The organism is Streptomyces sp. NPDC050485 (assembly GCF_044458185.1).
Taxonomy (GTDB): Bacteria; Actinomycetota; Actinomycetes; order Streptomycetales; family Streptomycetaceae; genus Streptomyces.
The window spans coordinates 1-24,413 of record NZ_JBITHR010000051.1 but is presented as its reverse complement, the minus strand read 5'-3'; the positions used below and the strand labels follow the sequence as shown (position 1 = coordinate 24,413).

At 68.6% G+C, this 24,413-nt stretch carries 13 protein-coding genes and 3 pseudogenes; 10 read left to right on the top strand and 6 right to left on the bottom strand.

Going from position 1 to position 24,413, the window contains the following annotated elements; translation table 11 throughout:
- Nucleotides 1-74 precede the first annotated feature (74 nt).
- The gene (locus ACIBK6_RS41020) at nt 75-434 is read right to left on the bottom strand and encodes a helicase associated domain-containing protein (RefSeq protein ID WP_399058365.1); all 360 of its coding nucleotides are present in this window, start codon (nt 432-434) and stop codon (nt 75-77) included.
- Between the two features lie 114 nt (nt 435-548).
- Here ACIBK6_RS41020 and ACIBK6_RS41015 point away from each other — a divergent pair, with 114 nt between their 5' ends.
- Complete coding sequence (locus tag ACIBK6_RS41015) at nt 549-755, top strand: cupin domain-containing protein (protein ID WP_399058367.1); 207 nt, start codon at nt 549-551, stop codon at nt 753-755.
- 71 nt (nt 756-826) lie between these two features.
- Here the strand turns inward: ACIBK6_RS41015 and ACIBK6_RS41010 are convergent.
- A pseudogene (locus ACIBK6_RS41010) lies at nt 827-3,015 on the bottom strand (Helicase associated domain protein); the annotation flags it as partial.
- 1,170 nt (nt 3,016-4,185) lie between these two features.
- Here ACIBK6_RS41010 and ACIBK6_RS41005 point away from each other — a divergent pair.
- From ACIBK6_RS41005 to ACIBK6_RS40995, 3 genes are all read left to right on the top strand, one after another.
- Complete coding sequence (locus tag ACIBK6_RS41005; RefSeq protein WP_399058363.1) at nt 4,186-4,797, top strand: DUF6230 family protein; 612 nt, start codon at nt 4,186-4,188, stop codon at nt 4,795-4,797.
- Nucleotides 4,719-5,798, top strand: coding sequence for a DUF6114 domain-containing protein (locus ACIBK6_RS41000; RefSeq protein WP_399058361.1), 1,080 nt, complete (start codon nt 4,719-4,721; stop codon nt 5,796-5,798). The genes ACIBK6_RS41005 and ACIBK6_RS41000 overlap by 79 nt, the downstream gene beginning before the upstream one ends.
- Before the next feature lie 284 nt (nt 5,799-6,082).
- On the top strand, nt 6,083-8,452 hold the full coding sequence (locus tag ACIBK6_RS40995; RefSeq protein WP_399058359.1) for a polyprenyl synthetase family protein: 2,370 nt from the start codon (nt 6,083-6,085) through the stop codon (nt 8,450-8,452).
- A gap of 285 nt (nt 8,453-8,737) precedes the next feature.
- On the opposite strand, the pseudogene ACIBK6_RS40990 reads toward ACIBK6_RS40995, so the two are convergent.
- Nucleotides 8,738-9,407: pseudogene (locus ACIBK6_RS40990) on the bottom strand (IS6 family transposase).
- A gap of 771 nt (nt 9,408-10,178) precedes the next feature.
- On the opposite strand from ACIBK6_RS40990, the gene ACIBK6_RS40985 reads away from it, so the two are divergent.
- From ACIBK6_RS40985 to ACIBK6_RS40960, 6 genes and pseudogenes are all read left to right on the top strand, one after another.
- Entirely contained in the window at nt 10,179-11,048 is an 870-nt protein-coding gene (locus ACIBK6_RS40985; RefSeq protein ID WP_399058358.1) for a hypothetical protein, read from the top strand.
- A 49-nt stretch (nt 11,049-11,097) separates the two neighbouring features.
- Nucleotides 11,098-11,958 carry a glycosyltransferase gene (locus ACIBK6_RS40980; RefSeq protein WP_399058356.1) on the top strand — a complete coding sequence of 287 codons (861 nt, stop codon included), beginning with the start codon at nt 11,098-11,100 and terminating at the stop codon, nt 11,956-11,958.
- Nucleotides 11,955-14,981 carry a glycosyltransferase gene (locus ACIBK6_RS40975; RefSeq protein ID WP_399058354.1) on the top strand — a complete coding sequence of 1,009 codons (3,027 nt, stop codon included), beginning with the start codon at nt 11,955-11,957 and terminating at the stop codon, nt 14,979-14,981. Before ACIBK6_RS40980 ends, ACIBK6_RS40975 begins: the two co-directional genes overlap by 4 nt.
- Nucleotides 14,978-17,638, top strand: a complete 2,661-nt coding sequence (locus tag ACIBK6_RS40970; RefSeq protein WP_399058352.1) for a glycosyltransferase — start codon at nt 14,978-14,980, stop codon at nt 17,636-17,638. The genes ACIBK6_RS40975 and ACIBK6_RS40970 overlap by 4 nt, the downstream gene beginning before the upstream one ends.
- A 103-nt stretch (nt 17,639-17,741) precedes the next feature.
- Nucleotides 17,742-18,434: a hypothetical protein gene (locus tag ACIBK6_RS40965; RefSeq protein WP_399058350.1), complete on the top strand. Its 693-nt coding sequence runs from the start codon at nt 17,742-17,744 to the stop codon at nt 18,432-18,434.
- A 728-nt stretch (nt 18,435-19,162) separates the two neighbouring features.
- Nucleotides 19,163-20,311, top strand: a pseudogene (locus ACIBK6_RS40960) (IS110 family transposase); the annotation flags it as partial.
- A 165-nt stretch (nt 20,312-20,476) separates the two neighbouring features.
- Here the strand turns inward: ACIBK6_RS40960 and ACIBK6_RS40955 are convergent.
- The 3 genes from ACIBK6_RS40955 to ACIBK6_RS40945 all read right to left on the bottom strand — a co-directional run bounded on the left by ACIBK6_RS40955 (nt 20,477) and on the right by ACIBK6_RS40945 (nt 24,097).
- A complete protein-coding gene (locus ACIBK6_RS40955; protein ID WP_399058348.1) occupies nt 20,477-20,953 on the bottom strand; it encodes a hypothetical protein in 477 nt (158 codons plus the stop codon).
- A gap of 187 nt (nt 20,954-21,140) precedes the next feature.
- The gene (locus tag ACIBK6_RS40950) at nt 21,141-21,683 is read right to left on the bottom strand and encodes a DUF6262 family protein (protein ID WP_399058346.1); all 543 of its coding nucleotides are present in this window, start codon (nt 21,681-21,683) and stop codon (nt 21,141-21,143) included.
- On the bottom strand, nt 21,680-24,097 hold the full coding sequence (locus ACIBK6_RS40945; protein ID WP_399058344.1) for a tyrosine-type recombinase/integrase: 2,418 nt from the start codon (nt 24,095-24,097) through the stop codon (nt 21,680-21,682). The genes ACIBK6_RS40950 and ACIBK6_RS40945 overlap by 4 nt, the downstream gene beginning before the upstream one ends.
- Nucleotides 24,098-24,413: the final 316 nt, after the last annotated feature.

Sequence of the window (24,413 nt, the reverse complement as noted above, 5' to 3'; positions counted from 1 at the left end):
CCGGGCCCCGGGACCCTTGTGCACTTCACCTGACCGCCGGTTCAACGACCGCCCGCAGCCCGGGTCACCGCCCCCTACACCCGGTCCATGCCGAGTTCGGCGAGCTGCCCAAGCTGCTCGGCGCTCAGCTTGTCCCGGCGGCTGTTCTGGTTGGAGACCCACACCCCCAGCCGCACCTCGTGCTCCTGGCCGTCCACGGTGACCTGTTCGGTGTGCTGCCGGGGCACCACACCCCGCTGCTCCCGCTCGACGTACTGCGCAAGCGCCGCCAGGCCCCGCGTGAACGCCTGCGCACCGCGCCCCGCCCCTGTACGGCGGGTTTGACGCCGAGCTCGGCGAGTTCGCTTCTGCTGCTCGTGTGCACGCCAGATCCCGGCCGCATGCAGCTTGTGCCCGCCCGCCCGGCCCGCGAAATCCTCCAGCGCGGCCCTCACCGCTTCGACGCCGCCTCGCTGTGCGGGACACGATGGCGGTGCCGGTGCCAACAGCCCTGCGTCGTTATCCTTTGCCCATCGGTCGACCAGTCATCAGCGCAGGTCACGTAGCTTCTGAGGCTCGAGGCAGAGAGCCATCAAGCCGACGAGGCCCTGCTCGTCCTCGACGGGCAGCTCCAACTCGAAGTCAGCGGCCGACATGTCTCGGTCAGTACAGGCGAGTTGTACATGATTCCGGCAGGGACAAACCACGCGGTTCGCTCCGGAAGCCGGGGCACACTCGTGATCGTGGAACGCCGAGAAGATGCCCCTGCGACCTGACCGCTCGTGACCGCCCGGACGGACCCTGAGCCGGAGCCGCTCCGGCATCGGCGCGGTCCCGGTGACTGCGTTCATGCCCACTCAACTCCCAGTTCGGCGAGTGCGGCGTGCTGTCCCGGGGTGAGCCGGTCTCGCCTGGATTTGGTGTTGGAGATCCACACGCCCAGCTTCACCACCACCGGCGCTGTCTGTCCTTCCACGGCGATCTGTTCTGCGTGGCCGCGGGGGACGCGGTGGTGGCCTTCGCGGGCGATGTACTGGGCGAGGGCTGCTACGCCCCGCTGGAACGCGGCTGATGCCGTGCCCGTTGCCGTCCTCCTGCCCTTGGCTGCCGGTACCGGGGCCGGGGTGGGGTGCTCGGCGGGTGTCACGCCGAGCTTGGTGAGCCGCGTCTGCTGCTCGCCGCTCAGCTGCGCCCAGACGTTCGCCTGTTGCTGGCGCTTCAGCCATTTCCCGAGGTCGTCGCCTTCGAAGAGCACGCCGGGTTCGATCGCGGGGAGCAGGCCGTCGGCCTCGTCGGTGGCGAGCTGGGCGAGGATGCGGTGGTGGCGTTGCCAGTCCAACGGCCAGGGGCAGTCCCAGTCCGGGTCGATGTCGATGAGTTGCTTCGCCCGCTGATCCGCCCGTTTCTCGTCCTTGCCGAGACCGTGGGGGCGGCGGAGGTTGGTGATGAGCTGGCCGATAGGCACGGGCTCGCCGTTTTCACCGTCGGCGGGCCAGGTGGCGTCCTGGCGGGGTGCGAGATGTCCGTGGGCGTGCCGGTAGGTGGCCAGGGCCCGGAGCTTGGTCTCCCAGGCTTCCTCGCCCGGTTCCCACACCATGCCCTCGCCGTCGAGCTGCTTCTTGCGGCTGGGGTCGAGCTCACCGGCCCGGTGGGCGCGGCGCTGCTGGTGGATCCACCGGCCGACCGGATACGTGCTGGTGGCGCCGAGACGGGTCTCGGCGGTGTACGGGACGGCGCACAGGCCGGTGATGTTGTTCTCCGTACGCCATCGCCGTAGCGCCTGGTAGCCCTCCAACCACACGAGTGATTCCGGCCGGTAGACGCGGGTGCGTAGGAAGGCGGCGATGGGGCGGGGTCGCGGGGATGGGAGAAGCGGAGCAGCGCGGACTCGACGGCCGCCTGCGTGCCATCCTCCTGGTCCTCCCCGCCACCGCCACTGCCGCCACCGCCACTGCCGTCGGTCCCGTCGCTGCCGTCGGCGCCGATGATGCGGCCGTCCGCGTCGCGCCTCACGTGCACCCGTCGTTGCTGCGCACTGCGGGTCAGGGCGTGGGAGGCGAGCTGCTCGACGAGGTGTTCGTCGTGGGAGCGGAGGCCTTGGAGGATGGCGACGAGCGGCGCGTACGAGGCGGAGGCGATCATGTCGTGGGGGTCTTCGCCGGGTTCGAGGAAGACCGGCACGATGATCCGGGCGACCTTCGTCGTCCTGTCGGAGTTGGGCCGCAGTGCGCGGCCGATGTTCTGGACGATTTCGACCTGGGAGCCGCGGGTGTCGGCGAAGCACACGGCCTCGACGCCCCGTTCGCCGACGATGTCGACGCCCTCGCCGAGCACACGCACGCTCGCGAGGAAGGCGCGGTGGACGCGGTGCCCGGTGGCGTCGATGCCGTTGGCGAACTGGTGCAGTACTTCGCGGCGTTCGGCCACGAGGTGGTCGCCGCACAGCCATGCGGACCACACCCGGTCCGGGGGCACGTGGCGGCCGGCCTCAAGCTCGTAGAGGCGGGCGTCGATCGATGACCGCGGCAGCCGCTCCGCGGCGGCCAGAACCTGGCTTGGGGCTTCGGTGGCGTAGAGAGCGGCGGCGGTCTTGGGCAGTTTCGCGGCGAACGCTTCGGCTTCCTCGACCCGTTGGTGGAAGGTCATGACGGTGCGCAGGTTGTGGGCTGCCGCGTGTTCCAGGAGCGCGGTCTGCAGAAGCGCCAGGCGCCGACCCCGCAGCGCCTCCTCGGACAGCCCGAGGATAGGCTCGGGGTCGCGGATTTCGAGCACGTCGATCTCGAAGGCGGCGAGGATCTCCCGCGTGATCGCTTCTGAAAGTCCGAGCTCGTAGATCCACTCGCCGTACGTCCCGCCCGGGTCGTCGGCCATGGAGGCGATCTCCAGCTCGCGCCCGTCCTTGCCACGCTGCGGCCGCGGGGAGGCGAGGATCCTCGGCGTAGCTGTCAGGTACAGCCGGAAGCCGGCGGGGATCCGGGTGTTGTCATGGATGGCGGCCCACGCCCGGCCGAGGTCCCCGGCAGTACCGTGCGCCTCCCAGACTCCGGTACTTACAGATTCCGGGACTGCCGGACTTCCGGCGCTCCCGAAAGGCCGGCGTGTGCATGTGCCCGGCGGGTACGGCCACCGTGAGCGGGGTTCGGTCCGCGACCGCTGCGGGCGTGTGGGGGCGAGGTGGTCGGGGAGCGACTGCAGCGGCTGTGCGGTGGGGACCCTGGCCGGGTGGTCAGGGTCCCCGGTGGCGGGGCAGGGTCTGGGGGTGGGCAGATCCTGCCTGCGTCGTCCGGCTCAACCCGCTGGTCGGACACGGGGACACGGCCCGGCTGCCTGTCCTACCCGCATGGTGGAACTGCGGCCTGGCCCGGATGTTCGTAGCGGCCCGGCGCGGGGCTGTGGCTGGCCGAAGATGGACTGTATGAAGAAGAACTGTCCCGGGTGCCAGGCCCTGCGCCAGAAAGCGGCCCGGCCGCACGCCGACTTGGTGGATCTCCTTGAGCAGACCGCGCTGCACGAAATGTCGAGGGAGTGCGGGGAAAGGAAGCCGGCCGTGAAACGACCGGACCGGTGACCGGCCTGTCTGTACGCAGGTTTGTCGGTACCGCCGTACCAACGAACCTGCGTAGAGACAACCGGCTGGTTGCCGACGGGTCCGGGGCGGGCGCCGTCACTGACCATGCTGGTCAGCCACCCGCCCCGGACACGGTCACTCTAACGGCTTACATCCCTGTTCATCCCGACAGGTTCGGGGGTCCCGTATGGCCCTGTGCAACCAGGTCAGGGGCGTGGCGGGGGCCGGTGGCGTGGTAGGCAGGCGGTGCGCCCGTAGCCCCCTGACAGGAAGAGCCGCGGGCGTCCACCGCGCTGTGCTGCCCGGTATGCCGGCCGGGCGGCACAGCGCATTCCGTCCGGCCGGTGCCCGGACGCGCACGGGTCCCGGGGCTGTCTCCTCAGGCCCCGGGACCGTTCGTGCGTGGCCCGCCGAGCCCGGACGCATCCCTCCGGAACTCCTCCGGGTACGGAGACTTGCGTCCCACCTGGGCATCCCTCCCTGGACCATCAAGATCCATTCTCGGGGTGTCCACTCCAAAGGATCATCCTCAGCCGCTTGTCACGGCCGCCGTCAGCCGTTGCGTCACTTTTCAGGATCATCTCACTTGTTTGAGTGATTATCTGTGACCCTGGGGGTGCTGTACCGGTTACGGCGGCATGGGCAACGGCTGGAAAGGGCCCGGGCGGATCTTCACCGGGCTGCTCACAGGGCTACGAGTATCGGTGGGGCCCACGAACTGGGCCAGGTTCGGTGCGGTGTTGGTGGCGGCATCCGTGATGGCCTTCGGATTGCTGTCGGCCACAGCCGCAGGTGCCCTGCCCGCGTCGATCGCTGTTTCAGGGTCGTTGTTCAAGGTGTCGGCGGAGCAGGTGAAGCAGCGTGACGTCAGCCAGTATCCCGGGCTGAGCGATCAGTCCGACCGGCATGAAGCGATCATCGCGACCGCGGAGCACGTGTCGATGACCCGTATGTGTCAGTCGCTGCTGGTGCCCACCCCTCTCGGTGACGTGACGATGCGGGTGACTGCCGGGCAGCACCGCCCCGTCACGGCCACGTCCATGGTGATCGATGCCCAACAGCTCAGCGCCGACGCGGAGTTCACGGGGCTGAAGGTCGGCGACACCTCTGGTGGCGAAGCTATGCGGCAGGCCGTGCAGCGGTTGGAGATGGAACGGTTTCGCATGACCGCGTGGACCAGCAGCGCGGGGACCTTCCGCATGCCGGGCATGAAGGTCTCGGTCGAGTTCGGGCGGCACGAGTGTTTCTGATCCCGCGGCGAGACCGGACGTATGACGGGCGCGGTCGGTGCCGTGCCCGGCCCTTCGCCGCCGCGTGCCTGGTCACGGCCGCCGCCGTCGAGATGATCGCCCTTCCGTTCGCCGCTTTTCCGGTGGCGATCACCGTGCCGGGGGTCGCGACGAACGCGGGGCTCGGCATCAGTCTGCCGCTGCTGCTGACCGGCTGGGTGCTCTACGCCCAGCCGCAGTTGCATGCGCCCGCCGGGCTGGCGGCCGTCGGGCTGGCGCTGGCGGCGCTGGTCGCCTGCAACCTCGGCGGGTTTCTCATGGGCAGCGCCCTGGGTGTGGTCGGTGGTGCGCTGGCCTTCGCCTGGAGAGAACCCCGGCCACCGGCCGACCCGCCGTCCGCCGCGCGAACAGCTTCGGGCCGTGACCGGATGCGCAGGCTGCCCGCGATCGCCTTGCTGCCCCTGGTCTTGCTGCATTCGCCTCTCTCGTCCCCCAGGCCGGCGCCCTTGGAGACGGCCGCCCGGTGCGACGGGCCGCAGGCGTACGAAGCGGCTGCCGCCGCTTGCGCGTCCCCACGGCACGAGGGGACTCTTCCTCCCGGAGCCGGGACCGGGAGAGCGCTGACCGTCCGAAGACTCACCGTACGGGCCGCCTTCTGCCGCCGCACCAGCGTCCGCCGGCCGGATGGGCGTCCGTTGCCGGTCCTGCACTGCACGCTCACTGACACCACGGCCCAGGGAGTGCGCCTGACCGGGTCCGGTCGCTCCGGGCCCTCGCTGTCCGCCGCTCGCGGTCGGCTCACCGGAACGGGCAGCTTCACGGCGACGGCCATCTCCGGTCGCCTTGTCGGGGTTCTCCCGTTCAAGGTCACACCTGAACGGCTCCTGACGCCAGTGTTCCTGCCGAGCCTGACGCTCAGTGACGTACGCGCCGACCTGGTGGATCTACAAGCGAGTTCCGGACAAGTTGACGGAGTCGTGTCGACCGCGGGCAACGCGGCGCCCGCAGCCCCGGATGCGTGACCGCGATCCCATCCCGCTGTCCGACCGTCCGGCCTGCGCATGCGGTGAAGCCTTCTGCATGTTCTGCGTGCCGCAGGAATTCCCCCTTTGGACGCCCTTTTGGCCCTGGACACCCTTTTGGAGACCCCATGAACAAGCGCACCTCACGGAGTGTGCCAGCGGCATCCGCCGAGACCGAAGCCGACCGCCGGGCTTCGCGCCCGCCCCGGTGGCGGCATGACTGGCCGCCTCAGGGTGGCACGCTCGACCCGACGCGTGATGACCTGCCCCATCCGGACTGCGCCGTGGAGAGGTGGTCCGTCAACGCCCGGGTACGGACGTCCGAAGGCGACGAACACGGGCTGTCCGTACTGTTCCTGTGCTATCGGGCGACTCCCGACGAACCCTCCCCGCACGACCCCGCCCATGCGTTGATCTGGTCTCACACCCATGCGGCCACAAGCACGTACAGCTATGAGTCCTGGATGGACGGCGCGGCTTTCGCCGCCACGCGCTCGGCCGTCCGGGACGACACGCGCTGGGACCCCCGAGTACGCCGAGCCGTCGAGGAAGCACTGGACGGGGGCCGCCCCCTGCTGCCGGACCGGCTGCTCGAGGCGCCCGTGCGGCTCTCCACCCGCCCACTGGGCCTGGACTTCGGCGGTGTGGCCACTTTGCGACGGCACCCGGACGGCTCGTACCACCTGACGGTGACGGGCCAGGAGGAGAGCTTCGACCTGGTCCTCCAGCCAGGCAAGAAGCCGGTACCGCTGGGCGACGACGGAGCGATGCCTCTCTGGTGGCCTGACAAGGCGCACAAGGACAGCATCGACAGCGTGTACACCTACTGCGTGCCCCGGCTCGGTGCCCGGGGCAGTCTGGCCCTGCCCGGCCGTGCACCTGCCCGTGTCGTGGGGGAGGCGTGGCTGGAGCACTCTTTCGGCGGAGGGGGACGGCGCGACCCGCGCTTGGACAAGGGCCTCGACGCAGCCGCCGTGCAGGTGGAGTTGCAACTGGACAACGGCTGGGACGTGGCGGCCCTGCGGACGAGCCTGGTCGACATCAAGGCCACCAGCGCGGGCAGCGCCGAACCGGGCGGGCGCTGGGCCACGCCTGCGGCAACGGCTCAACAGAACGACCACATCGGTGCCTGGGCCGAGCTTTCCCAGCGCACGATCTGCACCACCGTCTCCCCCGACGGGGTGCACCGCCCGGTCACCGGCGACCTGACGGTCTCTCAATACTGGGTCTCCCCCCTCACGATGAATTCCTACCCGCTCGGCATGCGGCTGCGGATCCCGGACCTGGCACTGGACGTGCGCCTGACCCCGCCCGTCCGCGAGCAGGAGTCCCGGCCGCTGGTCACAGGACTGGCCTTCTGGCAGGGCCAGTCCCGCATCGAGGGCACCATGGACGGCCGCCCCGTGAGCGGTCACGCCTTCGTGGAGATCGTCCCTCCCAACACCATCAGCGACCTCGAAGACCAGATGCGCCGGGTCCGCCAGATCACCCACGCGGAAGTACGCCTGCTCTACCCCGATGCCCCCGACCCCGCCGTGGTGCACAGCATCGCCGGACTGGACGGCCACCAACCGCTCGACGACTCAGCGGCCGCCCAAGTGCACGCATCCCTCGTGACGCCCGTACGGCACGTGATCGACCTGGGCGGAAAGACATGGCGCTCCCTCGCGGCCATGTGCGTCATGGCCCTCTTCGGCCAAGAAGCAGAGCGCTACCGCTCCCTGATGGCGGTCACCGAACTGCTCCACACCGGGGCGCTGATCGTCGACGACGTCGAGGACAACTCCCCCCTGCGCCGTGGCGGCCCCGCCGCCCACCAGGTCTTCGGCGTACCCACCGCCATCAACGCCGGCACCAACGCCTACTTCATCCTCGACCGCGTGGCGGACGACATCCTGCCCGACGACCCCGCACTCCGCCTACGCGTCTACCAGACGTATCTGCGCGGCCTGCGCGCGGCGCACGCCGGGCAGGCCCTCGACATCGCCGGCCACGACGAGGTCATGGACGCCGCCGTCGCCACCGGCGATGCCACGGAGCTGCTCCAGCGCCTGCACTCCAACCACCGGCTCAAGACCGCCTACCCGGTACGCGCCATCACCGAGATCAGCGCCCTGCTGGCAGGCGCCGACGAGCCCCAGATCACAGCCATCGGCCACTACGCCGAGGCCCTGGGAGTGGCCTACCAGATCAGCGACGACGTCGCGGACCTCCACGGCATCGGCACCATGGAGCGTCACGGGCACCGGCGAGCCGCCAAGCGCGTGGCCGAAGACCTCCAGAACGGCAAAGTCACCATGCCCCTGGCCCTCGCCGTACCGCTCCTTCCGGCGAAACACCGCCGCGCCGTATGGAACACCGTCCGCGGCGGCAAAGCCACCCCCGTCACGGCCCTGGCCGTCGCCCGCACCCTGATCGAGTGCGGCGCCGTCGACGCCTGCCGCGCACACGCCACAACACTCCTCGACGAATCCTGGACCGCCCTGGACACCGCACTGCCCCCCACCATGCCCAAGGCACTGCTGCGCGCCCTTGGCTGGTACGCCGCCCAACGCGAGGACGACATCCCCGACCAGCCCACCATCCCCCGCGTCCCCCACCCCAGGACCTGGCGATGGGCGACGAAGATTCCATTCCGCCCACAGCGGCCGTAAGCACCCCCGATGTCGCCGCGGCGCCGACCCCGGGTACCCGAGGGGCCTGGCACGAAAAGAAAGGATGAGCCCAGGTCAGCAAGGTGACTGACTCCGCGGCGATCTGCCACCCGGCCTTGAGCAAAGGCCCCCTCTGCCATCACGAAGAGTGGATCAGCCACGGCGTTGTCAAGTTGTTGGTGTGGTCGGTGAGTTGGGGTGTGCTGGGGGTGTGGTCGTGCCGGCGGGGTCATCTCGTCAGGCGGTCGTGGCCATGCCGGTGACGCTCTTCCAGATACGGAACCGTTAGGCCATTTCGGTGCGGTAGTCACTGGCTGTGAGCAGGTGGCGGTGGGGGCGGAAGAGAGCGGAGATCCTTGAGAATGCGGCGAGGAATCTCTGCGCGGTGCCGCTGGAGCGGAAGCCCTTCATGGCGCGTTCCCGCTGCCTTGTGGGCTGATGGCTGTTCTCGCACCGGTTGTTGAGGGACTTCGAGGAGCGGTGCTCGACGGATGGCATGACCTCGCGGTGCGCGGCCCCGTAGGAGCGCAGCTTGTCGGTCACCACGACGCGGGGCACGCACTTGAGGTCCTTGAGAAGCTTGCGGAAGAACCGCTTCGCCGCGGCCGCGTCACGCGTGTTCGTCACGAGGATGTCGCGCACGTTGCCGTCCTGGTCCACCGCGCGCCACAGGTACCGCATGCCGCCCGTTGACCTTGATGAACACCTCGTCCAGGTGCCACTTGTCGCCCGGCCGGGGCTGCCGGCGGCGCAGCCCGGCGGCGTAGGCGGGTCCGAAGGTCGTGCACCAGGCCCGGATCGTTTCGTAGGAGACGGTGATGCCGCGCTCGAAGAGGAGTTCCTCGACCTCGCGGTACGAGAGCGGGAAACGGTGATACAGCCACACAGCGTGACCGATCACCTCAGGCGGAAACCTGTACCCCTTGTACGACGACGCCGTCCCAGCATCCGCCATGAACCCCTCCCACGACGACCAGCACCAAGATCATCCCACGGGCCCGCAGACAACTTGATCGCGCCCTCTGACGGCACGTGAGCCGATGAAGTTCAGCGTCGGCTGCGGCGGCGGCTGGTTCACATCCAGTGTGGCCCCGAAACCGTTGGCGGTGAGGTTGATGGTCTGTCCGACAGGCGGGAGTGGTGCTGCACGACGGGCGGGTGACTGGGGCAGAGCCGCGGCGGGAGTGGCCGCACTCCCGGCGAGTGCCCCGAAGCCTGCGGCCGCCATGGCGTTGCTGAGCAGACGACGGCGGCTGAGAGAGGACGTCATGAAGCGATCATGAGCGTGTTGCCGCCTGTAGATGCCGTTTCAGCTGTTGCATCCCTCTACCGGGGGACCCCCAGCAACTGCCGGCGTGAACCGTGCGTCTGACGGCGGTCTCCGGCAGCAGCCATGTTCCGGACAAGGTTGCGACGGGGGCGCGGCGGCTGGAGGCGGAGAACCTGCCATCGGCGGGGCGTGGGCGCGAGACAGGCCGCAAGGGGCTTGGCCGGCGGCGGATCGAAAACGCTGGTGGGGGCCTACTTGACGCGAAACCGAGAGCGTATGTAATGGCGAAGGCTACCCGCGGTTAGGTGAATACCTAACCAGAAGTGATGCGGCTCGAAGTCGCTATCCCTTTTCGGTCACCCCCTCCTCTCTCATTTCACCGGGGCCCTGGTTGACGAGCTAATGTCAACCGGCCGCAGTCGTTGGCGGTATGTTTCGGCTTCGAGAGGAAGAAGAATGGCGTTCACTATCAGGCAGGGACATCCTTTTCCGCGTGATGTGGTGCCCGGGGGCACGGCGTCATTCACGATCGACGTCGACTCGGACGTTCCGATCAGCGGTCAGCAGGAGTGGATCGCGGTGAGGTTCCCGGAGGGTACGACGTTTCCGGATCCCGATGGGGAGGTTCGCTATATAGCGAACAATGAAACGATCAATGAGGCTCTTTCGTCCCGGTGGGACCCGGTCAACCGGCTACTCCGGTTCCGGAGCACGCTGCATCTCAATGACGGCTCGCCGCGGCAGAATGGCTTCTATTCGATCAATATCCAGGCTCTGGTGGATGCTGAACCGGGTATCCATCGCGAGAATGATGCGATGGAGATCGGCGGTGTGAAGGCGGCCCTGTCCATCGATATCGTCGATCCGAACCAGGGTCCGAATTCGGCAGTGGTCCGGCGCCCAGCCGACCGCACATATTGGGCTTGGGGTGCCGCTCGTTGGGAGGCGGCGGGCGCTGGGGCATGGTCCTTGCCCGGCGCGGTCATTCCTCTCACCATTGGGGGCGCGTCCGCCAACGGTGCGATTTTCGCTGCCACGTTCAGTGCAGAGGCACTGTCGACGGCCCCGGACAACAACTCCGTCATGTGGCTGGATGTTCTGTTCGGCGGGCTGGCGCCCCAGCCTGTCGGCGGCAACCAGCGTTTCACGTCGGCTGCCAAGGACCGGGAATGGTCATCTCATACCGTGCAGCGCGTCATCAAGTTCCTCCCGCAGTCCAATCTGCAGGACGTCACCGCAAAGGTGCATGTGAGCCATGGAGGTATCGACGGCTCCAAATGTGGACTGCAGAACTGGGTACTGAAAATTGAGCGGTACAACCTGTGACCCTCTGAACGGGAGAGGCGGGGGCGAGCAAGCCGGCGGTTCCGCCTGATTGGACTGCCGGCTTCGCCATCAGCTCGGAAAGGGAAAACTCGCATTGGAAGCAATGCGCATGGGGGAGTGGTCCGGCTCGGAACGGCTGTCGGCAGCCGCATCCTGCGTAAGCATCGCCACCGCCACTGTCGATCTCGAACTCGTCATCCCCGCCTACAACGAAGAACTCCGCCTGGCGGGCACCGTCCAAGCCCTCGCTTCGCATTTACGTCGCTTACCGCTGACCACCGCGTTACGCGTCGTCGACAACGGCAGCAGCGACCGCACCGCCGAATGCGTGGACCGATTGGCCGCGTCCGGCATACCTGTCAGCGTGATCGGCTGCTCCCGGCGGGGGAAGGGGGCGGCGGTGGCCCGGGGGATGGTGACCACGCAGGCCCGTTGGCTCGGCTTCTGTGACGCCGATCTCGCGACACCCGCCGCGGCCATCGACGATGCGCTCGCTCTCCTGCGGGACGGCTGGCAGGTGGTCATCGGCTCACGACGCTGTGCCGGTGCGCGGATTCCGGTGCGTCAGCCTCTCCTGCGGCGCGTCGGCGGGGCGGGCTTCCGGATGCTCACACGCCGTCTTTCCGGCCCGATCGCGGACACTCAGTGCGGGTTCAAGTTCTTCGACGCCGAGGCCGGGCGGCTCGTCTTCGCCGACATCGCCACCACTGGTTTCGCCTTCGACCTTGAGGCGATAGCCCGCGCCCGGGCGCTGGGGCTGCGCCTTACGGAATTCCCGGTGATCTGGAGAGACCAACAGGGCTCCAGCTTCCGGCCGTTCAGCGATGGCTGCCGGGTGGCCGGTGAGCTGTGGCAGCTGCACCGCACTGCGTCCCGCCTGGCGCCGAGTGCAACTGGGGAAGCCGGGTGACCGCAGAAGTGATCCCGGAGGCGGGTCTGCAAGCCGCCGTGGCGCAGTGGCGTGGCCGTCACATCGTCCTTTGCAACTGGCGGGACGGCCGCCATCCGCAAGCGGGTGGAGCCGAGCTGTACTGCGAGGAGACCGCCCGGCAGCTGCACGAGGCGGGTATCCGCGTCACCTATCTCACGGCCCGGCCCCGGGGGACGGCTCGCCGCGAGGAGACCGCCTACGGCACGGTGGTCCGCGGGGGCGGGCGGCTGAGCGTCTATGTCTTCGTCCTGCTCTGGCTGTTGGCGCACCGTCGTCGCATCGACGGCGTGATCGACTCCCAGAACGGCATCCCGTTCTTCAGCCCGCTCGTGCTGCGCCGCCGCACTCCCGTGGTGCAGCTCATCCACCACGTCCACCAGGCCCAGTTCGCCCTGTGGTTCCCCGGCCCGGTCGCCGCCTTGGGGCGCTGGCTGGAGGATCGGGGCAGCAGCCTGGTGTACCGCAGGCGCGCTGTGTGCGCGGTCTCGCCGTCCTCCCGTGCGGAGATCCGCCGGCAGCTGTCGCTGCGCGGGCCGGTGTATCTGGCCCCGGCCGGCCTGGACCTCCCGGCCGCCCGGCCACGCGCCAGGGCCGGGGAGCCGCGCATCGTCTGCGTCGGCAGACTCGTGACGCAGAAACGTGTCGACCAGCTGGTGCGCGCTCTCACCGCGGTCCGGCGCGACCTGCCGGATGTACGGCTGGACATCGTCGGCGACGGCGACGTGCGGCAGGACCTGCAGCGGCTGGCGGCCGAGCTCGGCCTGGGCGACGCCGTCGTCTTTCACGGCAGGGTGCCGGAAGTGGAGCGGGACGCTCTGGTCGATTCGGCCTGGATCACCGCCACCGCCTCGGTCAACGAGGGCTGGGGGCTGTCAGTGATGGAGGCCGCGGCATCGGGGGTGCCCGCCCTCGCGTACGACGTGCCCGGCCTGCGCGACACCATCCGCGACGGCGTCACCGGGTGGCTGGCGGAAGACGGAGAGGACCTGGCTGCAGCCCTCGTGAAGGCGCTGCGCACCGTAGAGGCCCCTGAGCAGGCGGCCTCCTGGGATCAGGAGTGCCGTGCCTGGGCAGGCCGGTTCAGTTGGACGGCGACGGCCGCCCACCTCCTTGCCGTGCTCACCGGCGAGGAGACGCGCCTGGCACGTACCCTGCGCGAGGAGCGGCGTGCCGTCACCGACGCCTGCACTGTCGTCCGGTTCCCCGCCAAGGTGCTCGAAGGTGTCGACCTGGGGCTGCTGCGCGCCACGGACCTGGTGGACACCACCGGTCCGCAGGCGGGCCTGCTGCTGGTGGGTGCCGACGAGCAAGACGCCGAGGTCGTCCTGACCCGTATGGGCATCGACCCCCACGGCGAAGGCGTCATGGTGCGCCTCGCCCGCCACACCGACCTCATCGGCTGGCAGCAGCACCCGCCAGGACGTGCGCCGTCCCCAGGCCGACGGCCGTCACCACGGCGTACGCACTGGATGGTCGCGCTCGGTGCCCTGTTCGCCCTGGCCCTCGTACTGAGGCTGGCCTTCATCGACCGCTCCTATGACGTGTTCGTCGACGAGCTGTACTATGTCACGATCAGCAGGAACCTCGCTGACGACCAAGGTCTCACCTTCCACGGCCAGTTCTTCGCGCTGCACCCGCCGGCGCTGTTCGCTGCCCTGGCCGGTGTGCTGCGGGTGACCGATGAACGGGCCGATCTGCTGCGGACCGTGTTCTTCCTGCGGCCGGTCATCGCTGTCACCGGCTCGGTGACCGTGATCGCCGTGACCGCGCTGCTGCGCCGCGCCGCCCGTACGCCGATCGCCCTCGCGTCCGGTCTGCTCCTGGCGGCGGACCCGTTCCTGAACCGCTTCGACAGCCGCGTCATGCTGGAAGCCGAGGCCACGATGGCCGCCGTCCTGGGCATGCTCGTCCTCGCCCGTACGCCCGCCACCTCGCGGGGCCGGGCCGCCACCGCGCTCGGCTCGGGGCTGCTGTTCGCGCTGACGATCACCACCAAAGAGCCTTACGCCCTGTTCACGGTTGTGCCCTTGTTGCTCCTCGCGCTTTCCTCCACCGGACCGGTCCGCCGTACGCGGCTGACCGCCGCGGCGGTCACGCTGGCCGGGTACGCCGTCTACCTGGCAGTCACCGCCGCCACCGGCAACTGGGGGGCGTGGTGGGCACAGAAGACCGACGGCATCGCCCGGGCTCTCGGAGCCAAGCAGATCAGCGGCTTCAACAGCCATGACGGCCAAGTGAGTTTCACAGACAGACTGGTGACCAACCTCGGTTACTTCGCCGTCCCCTACCTTCTGATCGCGCTCGGCGCCCTCGCCGTGGCGTGGCTGCTGTGGTGCCGCGCCCGTCGGCCATGGAACTTCGCCGGGGCGCCGGGCCGCTCGGTGATCAGCGTCTGGGCAGGCTGCACCCTCGCGTACCTGGTGTACGCGGTCGCAGTGGGCACGCTCGAAGAGCAGATGTTCTACCCGCTCGTGGTCAGCAGCACGGCCGCCCTCGCGCTCGCCGCCGATCTGGCGCTCCCGGCCCAGCAGCACACGTCCCGTTCCCGTGTCCGGCGGAACGGCAGACAGCGGCTTCGCCACGCTGCCTCGGTGGCCGTGCTCCTCGCAGCCGTGGCCGCCCTCGTCGTGGACGCCGTGGTCTGGCAGCGGGTCCACACCCGCCACGATGACGCCTACCGGCGCACCCTCGCATGGACTCGTACGCACCTGTCCAAGGGCAGCACCGTGGCCGCTACGGAGGAAACGCCCCCCTTCCTCATCCCCGGTGCCCGAGCCGGCACGTGGAAGGCAGTGCGAGACCTCGGCGACGGTCACGTCGACTACCTCGTGGTTTCCACCGAGCTCTTCGCGCAGGGGTACGCGCGGATCGCACCGGACCTGATGGCCACGTTGGAGCGGCAGGCTCCGCTCGTGCACAGCGAGCCCGGGCCAACCAACGGTGAACTGCGCATCTACGACGTCCGTGGGCTCGTCGCAGGGCAGAGCGGGAGGGCGCGATGACCACGTCCTTGTCCCGTCCGGCCCCACCGATCCAGACCGCTCCCGCGGAGCCGGACCGGTCCATGGACCGCCCGGTCATGTGGCTGACGGTCTCCGCGCTGCTGGTCGGCGCCGGCAACTACGGGCTCTCGCTGCTCCTGGTCCATCTGCTGCCGTCCGCCGACTACGCCGTCTACGCTGCGGCCTCCTCGGTCCTGCTGACGGTTGGCACCCTGGCCGGTGCCACGGTGCCCTGGGTGCTGGCCCGCGAGGTCGCGGTCACCACCCCCGGCAGTGCCCGGCGACGCCGGTCGGTCCGGGGCTGCCTGCACCTGGCCTGCGCGCTTTCCCTTCTGTCTGCCGCTGCCGCCTGCGGTGCTGTCGCCTCGTACGCCGGTCTGGGCCTGCTGGCCGGGCTCGCCGCCGCCTGCGTGGCGATCTGGGCCAACTCCGCTGGTGCCGGGTACCTGCAGGGCCGCCGGGCGTTCGGCCGCCTGGGCGTGCTGCGGGTGGCCGAGGCCGCCGTGCGCATCGGGGCTGCCGTGGCCGCGGTCCTGGCCGGCTGGGGAAGCGCGGGGGCGGTGGGTGCCTTCGCCATCGGCGCAGCGGCCACCTCAGGGGTGGGCTTTGCCGCCATGCGCAGGGACCTGACGACGCGGCGGGCGAAACCGGGCGATCCGGCCGGGCCGGACGGCGTGTCCGGGAGGGACGTCGAGCCGTCCGAGCACCGCCTCGGCCTGTGGCGGCGCGCCACAGCCATCGGCGGCATCCAGGTCCTGGCCTGTGCGCTGCTCACCCTGGACGTTGTTGTCGCCACAGCTATGCGTGACGGTTCTGCGGCTCTGGCGCCGTACCAGGCCCTGCTGGTCCTGGCGCGCATCCCGCTGTTCCTCGCCACCGCCCTGGCCACCGTCGTCTTCCCCCGGCTCGCCGCGAGTCGGCCGGACGCGGGCAGCGACGAGTTCCGCACGATCCTCCGGCTGCACTGGACCCTCAACATCACCGTCACCGCCGTCCTGGCGACCTGCCCCGGCCCGGTCCTCGCCCTTGTCTTGCCCGCGCCCTATGCCGCGTCGGCGGACCTGCTGCCACCGCTGTCCCTCGCCGGCCTGGCCGGAGCCACGATCACCCTCGTCGCCACCGTCTTCCAGGCATGGGGCCCCATCCGGCCCGTCGTCGTGGTCCTGGGAGCCGCCTGCCTGGCGGGCGGCATCGCCTTCGCCCGCACCGCTGGTAGCCCCACCGGCCTTGCCTGGAGCGCCGCCGCCACCACCGGCGCGACCTCCGTGGCACTCGTGGCCATGGCCCGGCGCCGCGTGACCAGGCTCAGCCCCGCAGCGGGCGCCGCCGGTCCCCTCACGGCGGGAATGGCCGCCGCCTGCGTCCTGGCCGCACTGCGCCCATACCCGGTGCCGTGGATCCTGGCTGCGGCCCTCGTTCTCGCGACGGCGGCCCTGGCGGCCCGCCCCCGCCCCCGGCGTCCCGGCCCCTATCGCGTCCTGCACCTGGGTTTCGAAGACCCGCGGTGCCCCGGCGCGGGCGGCGGTTCGGTGCGCACCCACGAGGTGAACCGTCGCCTGGCCGCCCGCGGCATCGAGGTGACCGTCATCTGCGCCCCCTGGCCCGGCTGCACCCCCACCGTGCGCGACGGTGTCCGCTACGTCCCCCTGCCCCCACGCCTCGGCCCGCTCACCCGCAGCCGCTTCGCCTCCCAACTCGCCTACTTCACCGCCATCGTGACCGGACTGTGGTGGATGACCCGCCGCTGGGACCCCGACATCGTCGTGGAGGACTTCGCCGCCCCGTTCTCCTCCGTCTGCGTCCCCTACCTCACCCGACGCCCCGTCATCGGCATGGTCCAGTGGCTCTTCGCCGCCGACAAGGCCCGCGAGTACAAGCTCCCCTTCCACGCCGTCGAACGCAGCGGGCTGCGCTCACACACCGCCCTCATCGCCGTCAGCGACGACCTGGGCACCGAACTACGCGACCGCAACCCCTACGCCCACGTCACGGTCATCCCCAACGGCCTCGACCTGCAAGCGTTCACCCCGAAACCCGCACCGACACGCGAGCACCTCCTCTACCTCGGCCGCCTCGAAACCACCTCCAAGGGCCTGGACCTCCTCCTACGCGCCTACGCCCAAGCAGCCCCCCACACCACCGCCGACCTCCTCATCGCCGGCGACGGCCCCCACGTCGAAACCGCCCAAGCCCTCGCCGAACAACTCGGCATCGCCCACCGCGTCCACTGGCTCGGCCGGATCGACGGAACCGCCCGCTTCGACCTCCTCGCCACAGCCCGCCTGGTCTGCATGCCCAGCCGCTACGAAACCTTCGGCATGGTCGCCGCCGAAGCCCTTGCCACCGGCACCCCCGTCCTCGCCTTCGACATTCCCTGCCTGCGCACCCTCGTCACCAACCACGTCGGCGTCCGCGTGCCCGCCGGGGACATCACCGCCTACGCAAAGGCCCTCACCCGCCTCGCCAACGACCCGGCCCGCTGCGCCGCTCTCGGCGCCGCCGGGCCCCCGAGCGTCCGCCATCTCGACTGGGACCGCATCTCCGCGGACCAACTGACGGCCTACCGGGCCGTATCGGGGCCCGGCGTCGCACGAGAGCTCGGCCAGCCCAGACGCAGGGCCGCCTACGGAAGGGAAGGCCCTGCGATGACTCCATGAACCCCGCCCCGGAGCCGACCGCCGAACCTAACGCTTTCTCCGGCGGACTCCACCGAAGCCAACACCGATGACACACGATCACGACCGACCAAGGAGAAAAGACATGGCTTTCCACATCAATCAGGGAGACCCGAATCCGCTGGAGCTGGAGCCCGGCATGCCGGGCTCGTTCGCGATCGAGGTGTTCGTGGACGGCAACCCGGTCGAAGCGGGGGAGATCATCCAGGTGAAACTGCCGGAAGGCGTGTTCTTCCCCCGGACCGGCGAGATCCGGTACATGAAGCTGGACGCCGGCATCAACAGGCCCCTCCCCATCGAGAGCCGGGAACCGGACGGCCGACTCGTCCGGTTCAAGGCAGAGACGATCGAGAACAAGCCGGAGGGCTTCTACTCCATCAACGTCCAGGCCACACCGGACGCCGCGTTAGGCGAGCGAAGCGTCCCGGACGGCATCCTCATCGGCAACACCGAGGCCGAGCTGACCTTCCGCATCACCGCCCCGAAGCCGGTCGAGCAGGTGGTGTACGGAGTGGTCGGCCATGACGGCCGCATCCTCTCCGGCTCGGGATTCACGGTCAGGAAGGAGGCAACGGGAACCTACGAAATAACTCCCGACAACGCCTTCGTCACCCTTCCGGCTGTCACAGCGACGATTTATGCGAGTGGCCCCGGGCTCAGCGCCACGACCGATTGGCTCTTCCCTGACAAGTTCAAGATCTTTACGACCATCGACAAGCGATTCCACGACTACTCCTTCACCTTCATGGCCATGGGTGAGGCTCCGCCGCAGCGCTGAGGCTGGCCACTGACCGCTCAGTAAGGCGCCGTGTCAGGCGCCGTCACCCGGGCTGCGCGACCACCAGAGTGACGGCGTCACGCCCGGGTTCGATGGGCGCCATGCGTGCGGAGGAGGCCCTGGGTGTCAATCCCCTCGCGTCGTGGAGATCTTTCAGGCGGCCAACTCCACGGTGGTGTCGGCCTGGTGGTCTCGTTCGTAGTCGATCGGGCTCTGGTACCCGCATACGCTGTCTAAGGGTTGTCCCGTAACCCCTGGTCGGCGATGAGATGATCTTGGTGTGGCTGGTGTGATCACGGCGTCGGAGCCGTCCTAATCCGGTGGTAGCGACAGCCCTGCGAGACGTACGCCCGGGCTCTTCGAGCAGCAGAGGTTGGTCGCGATGGCGGTCACGTGAGTGTCGGGCTGACGCCTTGAGTCGTCCGGGGACTTGATCCCTATATCCAGAGCGGTGGTCCCCGACGCTCTCGTGACCGCCACCACCGTCAACACTCCCCGCTTGATCACTCGTTGGTGTCTGTGGTGCGAGCCCGCTGCATGGTGACCCCTCGTGATGCCCGAGCCGCTTCAGCTCCAACGCAGACCGGGGCCCGTGCGGTGAGCTGGTGCCACGAACAGCTGCTGAGGTGGCGGACCGGCCTCGTATCGAGTCCTTGGATTAGGTCGCTGCGTGGTTCCGCATGAGCTCGTGACCAGTACGAACACCAGAGCACGGGGAGGGAAAGATCTTGATCTACTGCGGCATCGACTGGGCGGAGAAGACACACGACGTCGCCCTGGTCGACGACAGCGGCCAGTTAGTGGCCAAGCGGCATATCGCCGATGACGCCGCTGGCTACAAGATCCTGCTGGACCTGCTCGCTGAGTACGGCGACACGGAGGAGGCTCCGATCCCGGTCGCGATCGAGACATCCCGGGGCCTGCTGGTCGCGGTGTTGCGGACCGGCAAACGACAGGTGTTCGCGATCAACCCGATGGCCGCGGCCCGCTACCGAGACCGGCACTCCGTCTCGCGCAAGAAGTCCGACCCGGGCGACGCCCTGGTCCTGGCCAACGTGCTGCGGACCGACATGCACGCTCACCGGCCGCTTCCCCAGGACAGCGATCTGGCCCGCGCCGTCGCCGTCCTCGCCCGCGCTCAGCAGGACGCGACGTGGAACCGGCAGCAGATCGCCAACCAGCTCCGCTCCCTGCTGCGCGAGTACTACCCGGCCGCTCTCGCGGCCGTCGAATCCTGGAAGAACGGGCTTTGCCGGCCCGAGGCACACCAGCTCCTCAAGCTGGCCCCGACGCCGACCAGGGCGGCTCGCCTCACGCGCACACAGTTACAGGCCGCGCTCAAGCGGGCCGGTCGTCAGCGGGGTATCGCCGCCGACGCCGAGCGGTTCCGCGAGGTCTTCCGAGCCGAGTGGGCCCACCAGCCGCCGTTGGTCGAGGACGCACTCGGTAAGCAGATGCTTGCTCTCCTGATTCAGTTGGAGGCCGCCTGCACCGCAGCCGACAGCCTCGCTGAGGCGGTCGAAGAGGCATTCCCGCAGCACTCGGACGCTGAGATCATCCTCAGCTTCCCCGGCCTTGGAACCCAGCTCGGCGCCCGGGTGCTTGCCGAGATCGGGGACGACCGACAGCGGTTCGCCGATGCCCGCGGTTTGAAGGCATACGCCGGCGCCTCGCCTATCACCCGGGCGTCTGGCAAGAGGTCCAGCGTCACCCGACGCTGGGTGAAGAATGACCGTCTCAACCATGCCGGATACCTCTGGGCGTTCTCGGCGATCACCGCCTCGCCGGGTGCCAAAGCCCACTACCGGCGGAGACGCGACAACCACGCGGACTGGCACGCCGCCGCCCAGCGCAACCTCTTCAACCGCATGATCGGCCATTCTCTGGGGGCCTGAGTGCCGCAAGCGCTCGGTTGCCCGCGTTCGTGCAGGTGGGCGACCTGACGGTTTAAGGATGACAACGCGACAGGTGTGGTGCAATCCCTGGATCGGGCGATGCCGGATGATCCTGGTTCATCAGGAGCTGCGCCGGTCCTCGCGCGGTTACCCAAGTAGCTGGAGAAGACCACCTTGCGAGTGGCGCTGGTCGGAGAAAGCCTGGGGGGCGAAGAGCGCAATGATGGCGCATAGGAGGTTCACGATACCGAAGATCGCAAGCGCTAGTTGCCAGACGTGATAAGAGCGCCAGCGCGCAAGAATGCCTGGCCCCTCCAAGTTGAGTTCCTTCGCAAGGCTGGAACGGTTTTGATGAACAACCTCCAATCCGTTCCTTCTCTCAAATGTCTCCAACCACTGGTTATCGATACGCTCATGCCATCGATGCTTCGCCATGAGTTGCATAGTTAGAAGTGCAATCATGCCAGCAACGATCGATGACAGAACCCGAGAGAGTCGGCTCGAATCGTGCCCGAGCGCAACAGTCAGCAGAAATGCCTGTGCAGCGATTCCTAGCGCTGGCACTTGCCACATCATCATGTCGTACTGCAGTCTCCGCTGTGCCACTGCTTGATAGCTGGCCACTGACCTGGGGTCTTGTTCGCCATCGGGGAATCCGGCTCGTCCCTGGATCAATGTCCTGGTCCCTTGAGTTGAACGGTTCAACTTGGCTGGTTTAAGCCACGATCCCAGATCGTTCGCTGTCCCGACCACCCCGACGGTTGTGCATAAGCCGTTTGAGCTTTGACGGCTACCCTTCGAGCAGACTGGCTTACTCCAGTGGGAGGTTTTCATTCAGGTTCTGGCGAGTGTTGAGAGTCGTCAGGAGCTGGCGGTTGGCTGCTCGGGCGGCAGTGAGGTCTTCTTCTCGTTCTGACAGTTCTGCGATCAGGTCCGCGTTGTGCTGCTCAAGCTGATTGATCCGTTCCTGGAGTGCATGGATATCGGTCGGGGCGCCAAGGCCCGACTCTTGCCAGGCTCGCTCGCCCAAGGCCCGAGACAGAGCTTCTTCCAGTTGGCGGATCCGAGCTGTGAGGCGGCTGTTTCGGTCATTAGCGTTCGCGAGATCTGCTCGTAGAGAGGCCAGAGTGACTCCGTGCTCGCCGTCGGACTGGGGCCGGTTCTCGGCAGCTTGGATCTCCTGGAGCAGGTCGTTGTGGCGATAGAAGAAACTGCGGTCCAGGTCGGCTCGGCGGGCGATTCCGGAGACGCTGACTGGCTCGCCAGCGGCGAGTGCTTCGCGCAGGGCGGCGCGAGCCCGTTCCCGACGCCGGGAAGTGGCGGCCTGTCGGCCATCGTGCAGAGAGGGGTTCATGAACTGTGTCCCGGTTGGAAGTCTGGGCGGGGCTGGCGGATCTGCGGCATGCCGAGGAGGACCGGGCGCCGACCGCGACGGACGACCGCGACGGCATCTTCGAACTGGGCTCGTTCCTCCGGCAGCAGATCGTCGAGATCGGTCTTGACCCGGCGGATGAGTCGGCGGACACGGGTGATCTCCTCGTCGGACGGCATCGCTTCGGCCTTGGCCCAATCGTCGGCGTCGAGGGCCGCCGCGAGGCGCTCGCGATTCCGTAGAAGGTCGCCGAGGTATGCCTCCAGGTCGGGGAGGTAGGAGATGTCGGTGCGGAAGTGTCCGCAGCCGACGCAGCGGAAGCGGACCGGACAGTCCTTGCCGCCCGCGGCGACGTTGGAAGGTTCGGTGCAGACCCCGTAGGGGACAGCGACCTCGCCGATGGCCCGGCGGGCCCGCTCGGAGTCGAGGAGGGCCTGGGCCTTGCGCCAGATGCGGTTGCCGTGGCGATCGAACTGCATGGCGGTGACGCGGTCGACCGCTTCCCGGCGGCGGACTTCGCTGACTCGGTAGTACCCCTGTGTGGTGGTCAACTGCCGGTGAGACATGAGCTCTTTGAGCACGTCGACCGGGACGCCGGCGTCGGCATGCCGTTGGGCATAGCTGTGCCGGTAGGCGTAGAGGAAGATCTTTTCCTTGTCGAACGGGACCATCGTCGGTCGGCCGTCTCGCCCAGGCACCGGGATCAGGATGGGAGGCATCTCGACCACCCAGGTCCGATGCCGGTCGCTGAGCCAACCGGCGGTGATGGGCCTGCGGCCTTCCTGGCTGATGACCGAGCTGGGCAGCAGTTTGAGTTCCTTCTGCGGGGTGCGCGGGAACAGTTCGCGTACTCGTTGCTGCTGCCGGAGGATCAGTTCGGCCGTTTCCTGGGCGATGGGCAGTCGGCGGCCCAGGCGGTGGCCTTTGTGGTCGGTGTAGATCAGGACCGGCTGGCCGTCGGTGTCGCGGTCGAGACAGTCCCAGGGCAGCTTGCAGACCTCGCCAGGGCGGCGGCCGGTGTCGATGAGGATCTCGATGGCGGTGCGGATCTCGGGACTGGAGTGGTCGTCGAGCCTGGGGAGCTCGGCGACCACGACCCGCATCACCTCGTCGGGAAGGTCGCGTCCAGCTTCGGTGTCCTCGGGTTCGTCCGGGATGTCTTCCTCGCGCAGGATGACGTCGTCCGCCAGGCCGTGCAGGGGCTCGTCCGGGCGGGTCAGGCCCAGGGCCCGCAGCCGGTTGAGGCAGCGCCGAACATGGCGGCTGATCGCCAGACGCCGGTATGCGGTGATCTTCTCCTGCTCCTGAAGGTAGGCCAGGCGGTTGGTGAAAGCCGTGATGTCCAGGCGGGACAAGGCGGTGGGATCGTCGCCGGCATCCGGCCGCTGCAACCGGAGGCTGTCGGAGAAGCGGATCACCGAGTTGATGATGTCCTGGACAGTGCCACCGGGGTTGTCGCCGCGGCGCCGTGGAAGGTCGTCGTAGGCCCAGCGTTTCATCGTCTCCCGCAGCCAGGGCTGGCTGATGCCGGAAAAGCGCAGGAAACCGCTGCATCCGAAGGCCCGGCAGTCCCAGGTGTCCTTGTGTCGTTCGGTTTCCGCCGACAACTCGACGAGCGCCACCGCCTTGGCGAAGCGATTGACGAGGTCGCGGCTGCCTCGGCCGAGCGGTGTGGCGTCAAGATCGAGCAACGAGGCCGCGCTCGTGGCCAGCAGGGCAGTGCAGACCGGGCGAAAGACCCAGAAGGCTGTCCGGCGTCCGCTGCGGGTCCGTTCCTGCAGCCCGAACAGAAGCTCTGCAACGACGAGGTCAGGAAGGCCCCGCAGGCTGACGGTCTCCCTGGAGGACACCGGCGGTTCCGTCCGCTGCCAGTGATCCTCGTCGAGGATGAGCCCCTTCCTCCGCAGTGCATGCAGCCGGGCAGCGTGTGCGCTGCAGTAGACCGAGTTGACGCCCTGCCGCTGACGCCCACAAGCGATCACCCCGCACGGCCCATATGCCGGGAGCCGTCGGATGTCGGGCCGCTGGATAAACGCGTCGAGCGGGAGCTGGAGCCGCTTCTGCTGGCCTTCGTGGGTGGTGCACAGCTCCTTGACCGAACTCCGCCAAACGCGCTCACACCCGGGGACGCGGCAGAGGGTGATGCCAACCTTGAGCCGGTCGGCTCGCGGATCCTTCGTGGCAGAGCTCGCGTATTCCTCCAGGGCACGTCCGTCACGCTTCCAGCGAAGGCTGCAGGGCGAGCACAGCCTCGTGCTGGCCGTGGTTGCCTCACCACATCCCTGGATGCGGCAGGGCCGCCAACCCAACTGCGGATGCTCCTGAGGAAAGACGATGGTCTTGGCCCCAGGATCCCAACGGATACTCGCCAGGAAGTCTTCGGGGACCGCCGCCATGACCAGTTCGGCGCGGGAGGAACGAGTATCAGAGCGCCCGATCGGCGCAACCGCCAGGCTCATCGTTCGCCCTGGCCATGCTCGCGCGGGCTGGGCACTCGGCCGACCGCGGCCCGAAGCCGCCCGACATCGGGACGGAGGTAGGGGCGGGGCGACCGCGGGTCCTTCTGGCCGAGCAACCGCTGTACTTCGTCGAGCGAACCCCCGGCGTCTGCGACATTCGACTGTTCTTGAGTTAGCTCGGGAGCGGTTGACGAGATCCTGTCCGATCGGAAGATCGGGCGGGATCTTTGTCGTTTCCGGGGTGTGTTCGATG